This window comes from Chitinophaga caseinilytica, assembly GCF_038396765.1.
Classification (GTDB): Bacteria; Bacteroidota; Bacteroidia; order Chitinophagales; family Chitinophagaceae; genus Chitinophaga; species Chitinophaga caseinilytica.
In genome coordinates, this window is record NZ_CP150096.1 from 328,774 (window position 1) to 343,906 (window position 15,133).

At 56.1% G+C, this 15,133-nt stretch carries 12 protein-coding genes; 5 read left to right on the plus strand and 7 right to left on the minus strand.

What is annotated here, in order from left to right; translation table 11 throughout:
* Positions 1-9: 9 nt before the first annotated feature.
* The gene (gene ppk1, locus WJU22_RS01340) at positions 10-2,007 is read right to left on the minus strand and encodes a polyphosphate kinase 1 (protein WP_341841510.1); all 1,998 of its coding nucleotides are present in this window, start codon (positions 2,005-2,007) and stop codon (positions 10-12) included.
* A gap of 3 nt (positions 2,008-2,010) precedes the next feature.
* Positions 2,011-3,237 carry a Pycsar system effector family protein gene (locus WJU22_RS01345; protein WP_341841511.1) on the minus strand — a complete coding sequence of 409 codons (1,227 nt, stop codon included), beginning with the start codon at positions 3,235-3,237 and terminating at the stop codon, positions 2,011-2,013.
* 71 nt (positions 3,238-3,308) lie between these two features.
* Here WJU22_RS01345 and WJU22_RS01350 point away from each other — a divergent pair, with 71 nt between their 5' ends.
* The 4 genes from WJU22_RS01350 (at position 3,309) to WJU22_RS01365 (ending at position 8,481) form a co-directional block, all read left to right on the plus strand.
* Positions 3,309-4,163 (plus strand): hypothetical protein, encoded by an 855-nt coding sequence (locus WJU22_RS01350; protein WP_341841512.1) that lies wholly within the window; start codon positions 3,309-3,311, stop codon positions 4,161-4,163.
* Positions 4,160-4,432 (plus strand): hypothetical protein, encoded by a 273-nt coding sequence (locus tag WJU22_RS01355; protein ID WP_341841513.1) that lies wholly within the window; start codon positions 4,160-4,162, stop codon positions 4,430-4,432. The genes WJU22_RS01350 and WJU22_RS01355 overlap by 4 nt, the downstream gene beginning before the upstream one ends.
* Positions 4,429-7,785: a BamA/TamA family outer membrane protein gene (locus tag WJU22_RS01360; RefSeq protein ID WP_341841514.1), complete on the plus strand. Its 3,357-nt coding sequence runs from the start codon at positions 4,429-4,431 to the stop codon at positions 7,783-7,785. The genes WJU22_RS01355 and WJU22_RS01360 overlap by 4 nt, the downstream gene beginning before the upstream one ends.
* A 144-nt stretch (positions 7,786-7,929) precedes the next feature.
* The gene (locus tag WJU22_RS01365) at positions 7,930-8,481 is read left to right on the plus strand and encodes a hypothetical protein (RefSeq protein WP_341841515.1); all 552 of its coding nucleotides are present in this window, start codon (positions 7,930-7,932) and stop codon (positions 8,479-8,481) included.
* Between the two features lie 58 nt (positions 8,482-8,539).
* On the opposite strand, the gene WJU22_RS01370 is transcribed toward WJU22_RS01365, so the two are convergent.
* The 5 genes from WJU22_RS01370 to WJU22_RS01390 form a co-directional block, all read right to left on the minus strand.
* Positions 8,540-10,921 (minus strand): hypothetical protein, encoded by a 2,382-nt coding sequence (locus WJU22_RS01370; protein WP_341841516.1) that lies wholly within the window; start codon positions 10,919-10,921, stop codon positions 8,540-8,542.
* A gap of 67 nt (positions 10,922-10,988) precedes the next feature.
* Positions 10,989-11,615, minus strand: coding sequence for a DUF3267 domain-containing protein (locus WJU22_RS01375; protein WP_341841517.1), 627 nt, complete (start codon positions 11,613-11,615; stop codon positions 10,989-10,991).
* Between the two features lie 5 nt (positions 11,616-11,620).
* The gene (locus WJU22_RS01380) at positions 11,621-12,286 is read right to left on the minus strand and encodes a hypothetical protein (RefSeq protein ID WP_341843749.1); all 666 of its coding nucleotides are present in this window, start codon (positions 12,284-12,286) and stop codon (positions 11,621-11,623) included.
* Complete coding sequence (locus WJU22_RS01385) at positions 12,186-12,848, minus strand: hypothetical protein (protein WP_341841518.1); 663 nt, start codon at positions 12,846-12,848, stop codon at positions 12,186-12,188. The genes WJU22_RS01380 and WJU22_RS01385 overlap by 101 nt, the downstream gene beginning before the upstream one ends.
* Positions 12,849-12,886: 38 nt before the next feature.
* Entirely contained in the window at positions 12,887-13,273 is a 387-nt protein-coding gene (locus tag WJU22_RS01390; RefSeq protein WP_341841519.1) for an RNA-binding S4 domain-containing protein, read from the minus strand.
* 425 nt (positions 13,274-13,698) lie between these two features.
* Here WJU22_RS01390 and WJU22_RS01395 point away from each other — a divergent pair, with 425 nt between their 5' ends.
* Positions 13,699-15,123 (plus strand): cation:proton antiporter, encoded by a 1,425-nt coding sequence (locus WJU22_RS01395; protein WP_341841520.1) that lies wholly within the window; start codon positions 13,699-13,701, stop codon positions 15,121-15,123.
* Positions 15,124-15,133: the final 10 nt, after the last annotated feature.

Genomic DNA, 15,133 nt, shown 5'->3' on the forward strand with positions numbered 1-15,133 from the left:
CCGAGGGTTTTACAGTTGCCGGACGTATGCATATGTATCCCGCTGGGCGTTCACTTCGGCGGCTCCCGCTTCGCGGGGCACCGGCAGGTTGCGGGCGTCGGCCCCCAATATTACGGCATTTGTGTTATCCGTCAGCTGCAAATGGATAATATCTTTCAGCTGCCGGCGGTACACGGGGTCGTATATAGGGAAGCACACTTCGATGCGGCGGTGCAGGTTGCGGTTCATCCAGTCGGCCGATCCCAGGTATACCTGTTCTTCGCCGCCGTTATGGAAAATAAAGACCCGCGCATGTTCCAGGAACCTGTCCACGATCCTGCGCACCCGGATGCCTTCGCGGGGCACCAGGCAACAGATGCTCCTGACGATCAGATCGATCTCCACACCCGCGTCTGCCGCGGCATACAGCTCGGCGATCATGCTTTTTTCCTGCAGGTTGTTCAGCTTGATCGTGATGCGCGCGGGCTTCCCGGCCCTTGCCGCTTCCGCCTCAGCACGGATCAGGGAGGTAAACTGGTCTACCAGGTTGAACTGCGCCACCAGCAAATGTTCGAAATGCATGAAATTGAACTTCCCCGGCGCAATACCGGTCTGCATGTAGATGAACAGCAGCTCCAGTTCCTGCGTGATGCCCTGGTGGCGGGTAAACAGGATATGGTCGGCGTAAAAACGCGCCGTGCTTTCGTTGAAGTTGCCCGTGGCCAAAAGCGCCGTATGGTCCCAAGAAAAACCGCGCTTGCGCTTCACGAGGGCTACTTTCGCATGGACTTTCAGCCCGGGGATACTATATAATATCCTGACGCCCGCGGCTTTCATCCGCTTGGCCCACCGGAGGTTGTTGGCCTCGTCGAACCGGGCTTTCAGTTCCACCATCACCGTTACCTTCTTCCCGTTCTTCGCCGCGCTCATGAGCGCATGCACGATGCGGGAAGTAGACGCCACGCGGTACAGCGTTACGTAAATCTCGCGCACATCGGGGTCGGTGGCGGCTTCGTTGAAATATCTTAAAATGTAGTCGTACGATTGATAGGGGACATGCAGCATTTTATCGCCCGCCTGTATCTGGTCGAGCAGGGGCTTGTCCAGATCGATGGCGTGGCAATGTGCGGGAGGCATTTTCGGATATTCGAGGGATGGAGCGGCCGGCAACGGCAGATCGGAAAGGTCGCGGAGATTATGGTATCGCCCGCCGGGCACCATTTCCAGTGCCGCGATCCGGAAATATTCGCCCAGCTGGTCGCGCAGGGCATCCGGCATGGCGGCGTCGAAGAGGAATCTCGTGGGAACGCCCATCTGGCGCTGCACGAGCATGTCTTCCACTTTCTGGAGGAGATGGCCGCTGAATTCGTCCACGTCGATCTCCGCATCCCGCGTCACCTTAATGCTGTACGCTGCTGTAATGCCCACATGCGGGAACAGGAACCCCAGATGCTGGCGGATCACGTCATCCATAAATATCACATCGTTGCCAGACAGCCGTAAAAAACGCGGCAGATGGTCGGACGGGATGTTGACGACGCCCGTGCCGCCGTCTTCCAGGCAAACCACGAGGTACAGGGCGTTATTCTCAAGGAACAGTTCCATCGGCTGGCCGAACTGGATGCGCACGGGCTGAAGATAGGCCAGCACCGTGTTGTAGAAGTAATCGCGGATAGAAGGGAGGTGCTCCGGCGCGGGGGATTCCCCGTAATACACCCGGATCCCTTTCTCCCGCAATTCCGGCAATACCGACTGCGTGAAAATCTTCCCGTATTCGTTCAACTGGCGCGCAATTTCCTGCTGCGCGGCGGCGAGCGCCCCTTTCTCCCCTTCGCGCAAATGGTGCAGCGCCAGGAGCGCCGGCATGCGGACGCGGAAAAACTCGTCGAGGTTCGAAGAGAAAATAGACAGGAATTTAACCCGTTCGTACAAGGGCACCGACGCCTCCCCAGCCATGGAAAGCACGCGGTAATTGAAATACAGCCAGCTCAGGTCGCGGTCGTTCAAGGGTATCGTTTGCTGCTCCAATGCTTAACCTTTTACCGGGAAAAATATAGCCGCCACCGTGAATGCGATCACGGAAGCCACGAGCCCGAACATGAAAGTATTGTACGCCAGGCGCAGCAGGCGGTATTTCCGGCCCAGCACCACGCCCAGGTTGTAGATATCGTGGATCATGTTGCTGTAGAGATAATCGGTATTCTTGATGATGGTATCCATGCCAGCTTCGTACTCCTGGTACGACATCTGGTGGAAATTCCCGAAAAACAGGAGGTTCGATTTCTTGTTTTTGATATCTTCTTCCGTGAAGCGACCACTCGTGACATTAGGCCGCGTGGCCAGCACCGCGAACACGATCGTGGTGACGCAGGTGGAGAGGAAAAGGACGGCGGGGAAGATGAAATTGGGATAATCTTCCAGTTTGCGCAGGAGCACAGACAACAATACGGAAATGATGATGGAGTTTACCGAGATCATGATGTTGGCCTTGGAATCGGCCATGGAGCTCAGGCGGATGTGATTGGTGCCCGTGGTCCGGAACATCGTTTCCACGCCGGGTTTCTTCTTTTCGTCCTTATCCTTGTCTTTATCTTTATCTTTTTCCGCTTTCTTCTTATCCGGTGCGATGCCGATGCTTTCTTCCATCGCTTCCCGTTGTTTTTCTTCCAGCTTTATTTTCAGCTTTTCGATATTATCTTCTTTCTGCGGATTGAGGAGCGTTCTGGCGTATGCGGTGTGATACTGGTGGGATTCGAGAAACTGGATGCTGGTGCGCGTCCATTCGGCGCTGCTGATTTTTTTACCGGCGGAAAGTTCGGCTTCGGTGCGCAGGAGTTTGTTCCTTTTGGAGAATTCCTTGCTGCCGAGATGGAAAAGGTCGGCATCGCACACGATCTGCTCCAGGAGGTTTTTCGGCTGCTGGGGGATTTTGGTGGCGAGCACGCAATCTGCCGCCGCGCGGCCCGTGGCTTCGGGGAGGCCCTGTTCCTTCGCGAAAGCGATCACTGCATCAGCTCCGGCCGATTCGTGGGCAGCGCGCTCCCCTTCCAGGTAGCCCATGTCATGGAACCAGGCCGCCAGCATTACGATGAGGTGGTCGGTATCCGAAAGCCGGTAATAGGCCGCTATCTGGTCGGCCGCCTGCACTACCTGGCTGGTATGCATGAGGTTATGGTATACCAGCACCGGGTCCGGGTGCGATTCGTACTGCCGGGACACATAGGCTTGCGCGGCTGCTATCACTGAACTAATTTCCATCTGGTGGTGTATTTACTATATTCCAAATTACGGCATTTTTTGCGTTAATTTTATCCTATAAAGAATGGCTTATGAAGATGTTAACTTGCCTGTTGCCGGTTATTTTGTTACTGTCCTGCCAATCGGCCGGCCAGAACGATGCCCGTAAACAGACTTCCCCCGAAGGCTACCGGCTCGAACAGTTCGAACGATTCAGGGTGCGCGAATCGCTCCAGGAGATCTCCGGTCTCGTGTTCCACCGCGATGAAGCACATTTCATCGCCAATAACGACGAACAGGGCAAACTCTTCCAGGTAGACCTCCGCGCCACCGCCCCCTACCCTTCCTGGAAGTTCGGCAAAAGCGGCGATTACGAAGAAACCGTGTTCACGGGGAAAGACTGGTTCGTCCTCAAAAGCAATGGCAGCATGAACCGGGTAGACGGCATGTTCTCCGACTCCGTTTCCTCCACCATCGCGCATTTCCCCCACAACTGGAAACGTGAGTTCGAAGCGGCGTATTACGACCGTGGTACCGACCGGATCGTCGCCATCTGCAAAAACTGCGAAGCCGATAAAGGTCAACGGCAAACGAGCGCCTTCAGCTTCCGGCCCGATTCCATGACCTGGAGCCCCGAGCCCGTGTTCCGCGTTGCGTACGACAGTATCCACGGCCTGAAGGAAGGCCCCGCCAAACACTTCCGCCCCTCCGGCGCCGCTGTGCATCCTATAGAAAACAGGGTATATATCGTGGCTTCCGTCAACGAATTGCTCGTAATTACCGACCTTCAGGGCAACGTCCTCGAAACACACCGCCTCCCGCGGAAACATTTCTCCCAGCCCGAAGGCATCACCTTCGCGCCGAACGGCGATATGTACATCTCCAACGAAGGCGACGAAGACCATACGGCCGATATTCTCAAATTCAAATACCATCCGAAAAATTGAAATACCTCGCACTCCTATTCCTCGCCTGCTTCTCCTTACGCGCCACAGCGCAGGAAGACAGCATCCAGCAACGGATCATCCTCATCGGCGACGCCGGCGAAATGCGCAACGGCATCAACCCCGTCGTGGATGCGGTCAGGCGCAACTTCAAGCTCAACGAGGGCCGGCACACCGTGCTCTTCCTGGGAGATAACGTATATCCGCTCGGGTTACCAAGCCCCTGGCGAAGAATTTCCCCGAAGCCCGCGCCATCCTCGATTACCAGGTGAATCTGGTGCGGGGCACCGAAGCGAAAGGGATCTTCGTCCCCGGGAACCACGACTGGTCCAAACACCGGCCCGACGGATGGCGCCAGATCCGCAACCAGCAGCAATACATCGATTCGCTGAATCTGCCCAACGTCGATTTCCTCCCGAAAGACGGATGCCCCGGCCCGCTGGCCGTTCCGTTGGGAGACGACGTCATGCTCATCGTCATGGACAGCGAATGGTGGCTTTACCCCGGCGCCAAACCCGGCCTGGAATCTTCCTGCGATCAGAAAACGGAAGACGAAGTGCTGGCGGAAATCAAAGACATCGCCGCCGCCAATCCCGGTAAACTGCTCGTTTTCGCTGCACACCACCCGCTGCGCAGCCACGGCATCCATGGCGGATATTATACCATCAAGCAGCATATTTTCCCGTTGACGGACGCCAAACCATATCTCTACGTGCCCATGCCCGTCATAGGCAGCGTTTATCCGCTGGTGCGGGGCGTGTTCGGCACGCGCGAAGACCTGCCGCACCCCTTATATAAAAGATTGATCCGCGGGATCGAAGGCGCCATTCCGGCCGATGCGCCCACCGTATTCGTGGCAGGCCATGAACATACGTTACAGCTCATCAACGAAGGCCACCGGTATTTTCTCGTGAGCGGCGCCGGCGCAAAAGACAGCCGCGTGAAACAGGGGCCCGGTTCCCTGTTTGCCAGTAAATTCTACGGTTACAGCGTGATCACGGTGATGAAGAACGGAAAGGTGAAAGTGGATTTTTATAATGAAAACGATGCCACGCCCATCTTCTCCCACTCCCTTTTCGACCTGAACGAATATCGCCGCAAACTGGCGCAGGAAGCCGCGAAGCCCACACCGTCGTCGGTAACGATGGCCGCCGATCCGCGGTATGAAAAGGTGAACGGTTTCCACCGTTTCATGCTCGGCGAAAACTACCGCAAAGTCTGGAACACGCCGCTGAACTTCCCCGTGATCGACATCGATACCGTCAAAGGCGGGCTCAAAGTGACCAAGCGCGGCGGCGGCATGCAGACGCGCTCCCTCCGGCTGGAAGACAGTTCGGGCAGAGAATGGGTATTGCGGTCGCTGGTGAAAAACCCCACGTCAGCCGTTCCCGAACCGCTGCGGGAGACCTTCGCGCGGGAGATCGTCCAGGATCAGATTTCAGCATCCAATCCGTACGCGCCGCTCGTAGTGTCGTCGCTCGCCGAAAAAGCCGGCGTTCCCCATACCAACCCTGCTTTCGTGTATTTGCCGGACGATACGGCGCTTGGCATCTTCCGCCAGGATTTCGCCAACGGCGTTTATCTTTTCGAAGAACGCGAGCCCGTTACGGCCAGTAAAACCTACAACACGCTGAAAGTGCTCGAGAAACTGCTCGAAGACAATGATAATTCGGTGGACCAGACAGCTGTGCTCCAGGCGCGCCTGCTCGATTTTTTCATCGGCGACTGGGACCGGCACGACGATCAGTGGCGCTGGTGGGCGGAAACCAAAAAGAAGCGGAAAATCTTCAACCCCATCCCCCGCGACCGCGACCAGGCGTTTTTCGTCAACGAAGGCCTGATCCCGCGGATGGCGAGCCGCGCCTGGCTCATGCCCAATATCCAGGGCTTCCGGAAAAACATTCCCAACATCAACGGCCTCAATTTCAACCCGCGCTACTTCGATCGCAACTTCCTCACAAACCTGTCGGAAGAACAATGGTCGAAGCAATCGGTGGAATTCTCGAAACTGATGACCGATGATGTGATCGAAACAGCCATTCGGCAACTTCCCGATTCCATCCGCCAACTGACCGGGCCCATGATGCTGGAAAGGCTGAAGGCAAGACGGGAAATCCTCCAGCAGGAAGCCCTCAAATATTACCGCTTCCTCGCAAAAGGCGTTGATGTAACCGGTTCGCAGAAAAACGAACAGTTCACCATCGATCGCCTGGAAGACGGGAAAGTCCGCGTGACATCGCGGAAGATCAGCAAGTCGGGCGATATCGAGCAAAAGCTTTTCGACCGCACCTTCGATCCCAGGCATACCCGCGAAGTGGCGATTTACGGCCTGGGCGGCGAAGACCGGTTCATCCTTACCGGCGACGGCAATCCCCGCATCCGTGTGCGTTTGATCGGCGGGCCGGAAAAGGATACGTATATCGACAGCGTGCCCCGCGGCGGCGGCAAAAAAGCATTGATTTACGATCTCAGGCAGAAAGGAGACTCCTTCGCCGTGGGCGCCCGTACCGGCATGCGCCTTTCCTCCCACCCAGACGTGATCCGCTACAACCGGATGGCCTTTAAATACAACAAACTCATGCCGCTCGTTACCGGCGGTTTCAACCTCGACGACGGGCTGCTCCTCGGTCTGGGCATGGAATATACCGGCCAGGGATTCCGGAAAGATTCCTTCGCCGTCCGCCACCGGCTCACCGGCATGCACGCCCTGGCCACGGAGGCCTGGCAATTCCGGTACGAAGGCCAGTTCAACGACGTCGTCGGCAAATCCGACCTGCTGCTGCATGGCCTGGCGAGGGCGCCGCACAATACCGTGAACTTTTTCGGGTTCGGCAACGAAACGGAATACGACAAAAGTAAATCCGACCCGGCGATCCGGTATTACAGGAGCCGGTTCGATTTCTATTCTGCCGAAGTGATGCTGCGCACCAGGCTCGCGCAAAACATCACCTTCGCGGTGGGGCCTTCCATTACCGCGGCTACGCTGGAACCGGAGAACAATTACGGCCGCTTCCTCGACGATTTCGACAAAGCCGATTCCGCGCGGCTTTTCGCCAATAAAAGCTACGCCGGCCTGCGCGGCACATTCAGCATAGACACGCGCGACAATAAGCTCGTAGCCACCCGCGGCCTGCTCTGGAACACGAGCGTGCTCGGCAGCAAGGGCCTTACCGGCGCCAGCAACAACATGCTGCAGGTGCGGTCGGACATGAGCATTTACGCCAGCCTCGGCCTGCCGCCCAACGTGGTGCTGGTAACGCGGCTCGGCGGCGGTTATACCTGGGGCAACCCGGAATTCTTCCAGGCGCTTTCGCTGGGGGGAACGGCGAACCTCCGCGGCTTCCGCAACAACCGCTTCTCCGGCCACGGGATGTTCTACAATAACATGGAGCTGCGCATCAAACTGTTCGACTTCACGTCCTACATCCTTCCCGGATCGGTGGGCATGATCGCGTTCAACGATGTGGGCCGCGTCTGGCTGCGGGGCGAAGACTCCGGCCAATGGCACAACGGCTTCGGCGGCGGGCTTTACTTTTCCCCGGTTAACCTGGTGGTGGTAACGGCCGTGCTGGGCCATTCGTCTGAAGGCACGTTGCCTTACGTGACGTTCGGGTTTAAATTCTGATCGTTTTTATCCGATATGGGAAGAAGGCGCCTCAGCAACGGGGCGCCTTTCTTCATGCCAGATCCGAATTTATCATGCCAATGATTCCGTCATACAAATGTTCAATATTCGTTATATTACTAACCGTTTAAACCCAATCCCAATTTGTATGATGAGAAAAAACTGTTTCCCCTCGCGGCGATACTGTTTATCGCCGCAGCATGTTCGAAAGACAATGCAGCACTGAACAATGAAAAGCTGAAACCCAATGTGAACGCACTTTCCAATGTCTCAAACTATGAGTATCTGGGCCAGGGCACCGCTTACGGTTACGTCAATCTCAAAACCCTCGCCACTTCCGGCGGCAACGTGTACATCCAATACGATTACACCGTACTTGGAGAATGCAGCCGCGTGAAAGCGAATGGATTGATGCAGCCGGATGTGAACAATCTCTCGATCAGCGGCGCCATCACCCATTGGCAGGCCACGACCGACACCGCCTGGATTTTCGACGTTACCGCTTCGATCACAAGCGTTACCGTACAAAAGGCTTATCCGATCGGGTTGAGTTACACCGGCCAGGTTACCGGCAACATGTCTGTCACGAAACGGCCGAAAATCCCCGGGAGCACATCTTCCGAATTCGTGGGGAATTACCCGTTCTCGAAAACTTTCAGCGGTGCTGTCATTCCTCCTCCGCCGCCGGAAGAATAGGCACAAACGACAAGGGCTGACCAAAGCGGTCAGCCCTTTTTTCGTATTATGGCAATCTTTAATTGACGTTTTCTGACGGGGCCGGCGACGGCAAAGCGCGGCCCATGTTCACCGTGAGCCGGATAGCCTTGAGGCCGCTTACGCCCTGAAGCTCTTCCAGATCGAGCATTTCCACATCGCGGAGCAGCACGTCTTTGTCGATGAGGAAGTCGATGAATTTACGATATTCTTCCGCTTCGCGGGTATAAGAATATACGATGGCGATCTTGCCGGGCTGTGTGAGGCGCTCGTTGGTATCTTTGATCCGCACCTTGTCGATCCGTTTCTTCATGATTTCATACCGCATATTGTACGCCCCTTCCACATCGAACCGCCGTTCGTCTTTCCGGAAACTGATGGCGATGGGGTTGGAATGCGCGAGGATCAATTGCGTGGTTTGCAGCGGCAACGTGAGCGAAGGCGCCAGGTCGTGCGTGAGCCGCGCGATCTTCGCCATCGATGAAAGCTGCCACAGCCGAAGGTTCCGGAGGTACATCATGTCGAATTTGCGCTCTGGTGCTATCGACTGCCCGATGTAAATATTATACTCCACGCCATCTGTCCGGTATTTTTCGAAGTAGCAGGGATAGGATTGCTGCAATTCGTCTTTTTCCTTTTCCAGGAAGTTATTGATGACGGAATTGATTTCGCGCAGGCTTTCCTCGTACTCCCTCCGGTGATGGTAGATGTGGCCCGTATGCTTGTCGATTTTCGTGAAGTATTCGTTGAGCAAGGGTTTGAGGGCATCCTCGCTATCGTACAGGTGCCGGAAGGTGGGAGCGATCTCGTGGTCGAGGAATTCGTTGATCTTCACTTCGTCTTCCGCGAACAGCGTGTCGTGCATGCCGCTGAGCATCCGGTTGTTCTTGTATTGCAGTTCTTCCAGCAGCGGCAAGTGCAAACTGCCGTTGATGCTTTTGAACGTTTTCTGGATGAGCTGCAGTTGCTCGCGAAGGTCGTCGCGGATGGCCGTTCCCCTTTCCACCGAACTGTTCCGGATATCTACGGCGCCATACAGCGGGTACACGTCTTCGAACAGGATGTTACCGATATCTTTCTGTTTCACGCCTTTCGGTGTGTGGAGATACTCCCAGGCCGCATCGGTGAACTTCCATTCCACCGCGGGTTGCAGGGCGGTGAACTGGTCTTTGATCACTTCGTTGATCCGCTCGTTGGCCAGCTCCACGCTGCGGCGGAGCAACATGGAGCCCAACGCGTAGACGGGCTGCAGGTTGGCGAGAATTTCGAAATCCAGCGGCGTAGATTCGGAAGTGGCCAGCTCGAGCATGCCAAGCAGGTTATTTTCATGCTGGATCGGGAAGAGGATGAAACTCTTGATGCCGTGCAGCGGTAAATATTTGAGGAAAGGATACAGCTCCACCGACTGCCGCGTCACTTCAGGAAGCACCAGCGGCAAGGGGTTGGCCTTGAGGAAGGTCATGAGCTGATCGTTGAGCGACAACCGCTCCTGTTCGCTTCTCGCGCTGCTGAAAATGATGCTCTGCGAAACGTACGTTGTTTCGAGGACGCTGCGGTTGTTGACTTTCAGGAACGGAACGAGATGAACGTTCAGGTCTACCCGGCCCGCCAGTGTTTTGAGGTACTCACGCGCCTGGGTGTAGGTTTTCAGCTCATTGTCTTTCCGGATGTTGAGGATGAGGCTCTTCAGGCCGTTCACCACATAATCCCGCGTCACGTCCTGGATCGTCCAGATCACGAACCCTTCCAGCGCAAATGCGTCCAGCGGAACGAGCTGCTGCAGCACGGAAAGGTCTTGCGCCCGGAAGTCGCCCGCGCAGATGTTCCCGCAATCCAGCTTCGGCAATTCACCTTTCAGCCTTACGTCCACGAACCGCGGATCGATATTCACTTTTATATATTGCGTGAGCCCTTCGCCGTTAAAGGAAATGGGATGCACGATGTCTGTATCGTAATTGATCTGGAGGTTGTACCAGCGTTCCAGGATCAGTTTGTAGAGCCAGGAAAGCTTGTCGCGGCGGATCTTTTCGGGAGACATCCCTTTGGGCATGGCCAGCAGTTCTTTTCCATCGTCCGAAAAAATCTGCTGGAACTTGTCCGAATAATAAAATATGGCGAAGCGATACGGCACGCCGATGCCGAAAATATCGCGGGTATCGTCTATGGTGACGGGAAACACGGTGGCGGTCACGAGGTCCAGGTATTCCTGGTATTTGGCAACGTCCACATCGCTGGCGAGGGGCTGGCCCAGTTCGGGATTGCTTTCGAAATGCCTTACGATCTCGGAGAAGAATGCAGCCCTGGCCCCCTTGGCCTTTTGCGCCTTGTCTTTCATGAAGCGCACGAAAGGGACGAAAGAGATATGGCTCTCAATCAGGTGTTCCTCTATCAGCTGATCCCGGTTTGCGGTAAGTATCTTCATAATTTTCTAAACCTTTATGGCTAACAGCGACAGTGCAGGATAACAGAATGTCTGGGGGGAATAGTTGCTAGGGCAAAGTTACGTAAAAATACGAAATCCGGGCATCGGCGTCGTCGAAGGTGAGGGGCTGCTGTTTCCGGAAGCGGTGCATATAGCCGCAAAGCCCGAAATCGCCCATGCAGCAGATGGTATGGAAAACGTACATCCCGGTGAAAAAAGCCCGCCAATCCGGGGGCGCCAGCCAGGCAGCCACGCCCATGGCGGCGGAAAGGATGACGAAAGGCCCCAAAGCTACCACGAGGAACTGCCGGTAATTCACGGCAAAATTGTGGGCCACGGCGTAAAACATGAGCTTTTTCCAGACCACGCCATACCGCACATCGCGGGCGCCGAACAGCCGGAACAATAGCCCGTGGATCAGTTCATGGATGGGAATGAGGAGGAAAACGGCCGCTATGCCAAGGGTCAGCCGGCCGAGGAATCCCCCGCGCGACAGCTCGCCCGCCTCGCGGGAAAGGATATAGGCGGCCACGATCCCAATGCCGCCCAGCACGGAGGCGGCCATGAGGAGCCAGTAGAAAAGGGAACCCCTGCGCATGCCGTCCTTCACGGGCACCAGCAGCTCGCTTATCCGGAAAGCGGCCAGCTCCGTGTAGCCTCGGGCCTGAAGTTCGTCGCGCAGGGGTGATTGCATATTATTTACAGGGAGATTTCCACCTGGTTCTTCAGCAGGTCGTCGATCGTATCGCGCCGGCGGATGAGGTGGGCCTTCCCGTCTTTCACCAGCACTTCGGCGGGTTTCAGGCGGGAGTTAAAGTTGCTGGACATCTCGAAACCATAGGCGCCGGCGTTGTAAAACACCAGGAAATCGCCTTCGCGCACTTCGGCGATCTTGCGGTCCCAGCCGAAAGTGTCCGTTTCGCAGATATTGCCCACAACGGTATAGATACGCTCCGTGCCTTTCGGGTTGGAGATATTTTTGATGAGGTGGAAAGAGTCGTAGAACATGGGGCGGATCAGGTGGTTGAAGCCGCTGTTCACGCCTGCGAACACGGTGGCCGTGGTCTGTTTGATCACATTGGCCTTTACGACGAAGTAACCGCACTGGCTCACGAGGAATTTCCCCGGTTCGAACCAGAGCTGCAGGGGCCGTTTGTACGACTTGGCGAACTTGTTGAAAGCCTCGCTCAGCTTGCGTCCGAGCAGATCGATGTCCGTTTCCGGATCGCCCTGCTGGTAAGCCACTTTGAACCCGCTGCCGAGGTCAATGAACTCCAGGTCGGGGAAATGCTCGGTCATTTCGAACATGATCTCCACACCGCGCAGGAACACGTCTACGTCCTTGATCTCGGAGCCCGTGTGCATGTGGAGGCCCGTCACCTTCAGTTTCGTGCTTTTCACTGATCCGCTCGATGTGGCGCATCTGGTGGATCGAAATGCCGAACTTGCTGTCTACGTGCCCGGTCGATATCTTGAAGTTGCCGCCCGCCATGATGTGCGGGTTCAGCCGGATGCAGATGGGATAGCTGTCGCCGAACTGGTTGCCGAACTGCTCCAGGATGGAAATGTTGTCGATATTGAGGTTCACGCCCAGTTCCTTGGCCGCGATGATCTCGCTGAGATCCACGCAGTTGGGCGTAAAAATGATGTTTTTCGGATCGAAACCGGCTTTCAGCCCCAACTGCACTTCCTGGATGCTCACGGTGTCGAGCCCGCAGCCGATGGAGTTGATGTAACGAAGCACGTTGATGTTCGTCAGCGCCTTGCAGGCGTAGAAAAAGCGCGCATCGGCCTTGCTGAAGGCGGTCTTCAGCTTTTCATACTGGGTTTTGATCTTCTCGGCGTGATAGATATACACCGGGGTGCCGAATTCCTGCGCTGTTTTTACGAGAAAGTCCGCGCTGAGTACGTCGCTTTGTTTAGCCATTGTATCGGGTAAATTGAATGTGCGAAAATAATAAGAAATTAATCTTCCTGCATAAAATCGTCGAGGTCGCGGCGTTCTTTCTTCGTGGGGCGCCCGATTTTGCTCTGCCGTTTGCCGGTATCGAAGCTGGAAACCACGCGCTTGTTGGGGTCCAGGTCTTCTTCCGGGGTGAGGTCGATGTAATATTTGATCGCTTCCGAATACGCCTGGCGGTTGGCGAGCAAGCCCGTCACCTTCACTTTCCATTTGCGCGCGTCTCCACGCACCTCGAATTCATCGCCGATATTCACGGCCCTGGCGGCTTTGATGGATACGCCATTCAGTTTCACCCTGCCCGCATCGCACGCTGCGGCGGCGGCCGAGCGGGTTTTGAACACCCTGATCGACCAGAGATATTTGTCTACACGCAGTTTTTCAGCTGTCATCCTGCAAAAATACGAAACGCGCGTTTTCCTTCACAACGCTGTTTGACGTATGCCGGTCGTCCGGGAATTGCGGCGTTCATCCATCACAATCCAATCATAACCAGTCGTTTATCATCTGTCAAACATTTTTCATCCGAGTGGCGGAGGGTGTGGAAGCCGGCAGTTGTCCGCCGCCGGTCCGCCGTTGCGTCGCACACTTCCGCTGCTGGACCGCTGGCCGGCATCGCTTCCCCGCAAAAAACCGCCCATTTCAGCCAATCCGGAACAGCCAGGGCTGCAGCCTGTCAAATTCCCCGGAAACCAGTTTACCCGCCAAAGAACATCCGGCCCGCCGGTCCATCGCCGGAAAAGGCCGGCAGGTCAGACTTAACGTGCATATTTCTGAACGGTTTTGTATCTTGTCAACCTCAAAAAGTATCGCCTCCATGCAAAAACGGCACCTGCTTTACCCCATTATCATCGGAATTTTCGGTGTGATGATCTGGTTCATCATTTCGCGCGGCCAGCATCTCCCGCATGCAACCAACATAACAACGCCCATTCTGCAACCGGTCCCTCCCGCTGCAGCCCCCGCGTCTGCGAACGGAAGCCTCGTAACCGACCTGCTACATCACGTCCAGCATCCGTTGAGCATGCTCCTGCTGCAAATCATCGTCATTCTTTGCGCCACCCGCGCGTTCGGGTTCATGGCGCGGAAAATCGGGCAGCCGGCCGTTGTCGGTGAAATTATCGCCGGTATTGTGCTGGGTCCTTCGCTGTTCGGGCTCCTGGCCCCAGACGCCATGGCCGCCCTCTTCCCCAAATCCTCGCTGCCGCCGCTACAGTTCCTCAGCCAGATCGGCCTCGCCTTTTTCATGTTCATCGTGGGCATGGAACTGGATATTAATAAAATCCGCCAAAAAGCGCACGACGCCGTCATGATCAGCCACGCCAGCATCGTGATCCCCTTCTTCCTGGGCGTTTGCCTGGCTTACTTTACGTTCAGCCAGTTCGCGCCGGCCAATGTTGGGTTTCTCAGCTTCGCGCTGTTCATGGGTATCGCCATGAGCGTTACCGCCTTCCCCGTGCTGGCGCGCATCGTGCAGGAGCGCAACCTCACGGGAACGCCACTGGGCGCCATGGCCATTACCTGCGCTGCGGCAGACGATATCACGGCCTGGTGCATCCTGGCCATCGTGGTAGCCATCGCCAAAGCCGGCGGCATCGCCAGCGCTTTGGTTACCATCGCCCTGGCCATCGTTTTCGTATTTGGTATGCTGTACCTCGTGCGCCCCTGGCTCAAACGCCGGATGAGCACGCTGCAGGGCAACAAAACCAAAGTGGCGCTGGGTTTCTTCGTGCTGCTCATCGCCGGTTATATCGCCGAAGTGATCGGCATCCACCTGCTGTTCGGCGCCTTCCTCGCCGGGGTGATCATGCCGGCCGGATCCAATATCAAACAAGTGCTGACCGATAAACTGGAAGACGTGAGCCTGGTGATCCTGCTGCCCATCTTCTTCGCCTTTACCGGCCTGCGCACCCAAATCGGGTTGCTGAACGAAGGCGCGCTCTGGGGCGTGTTCGGCGTCATCATGCTCGTGGCCGTTGCCGGCAAATTCGCCGGATCGGCTTTCACCGCCAAACTCATGGGCCAAACCTGGGAAGAATCCCTCTCCATCGGCGCCCTCATGAACACCCGCGGGCTCATGGAACTGGTGGTGCTCAACATCGGCTACGATCTCGGCATCCTCACGCCACAGGTCTTTGCGATGCTGGTGCTCATGGCCCTCGCCACCACATTCATGACCGGCCCTCTGCTCGACTATTTCGGATGGTATTTCCACGGCCGCAAAGCCAAAGCCATTTCCTGATAACAAAAAC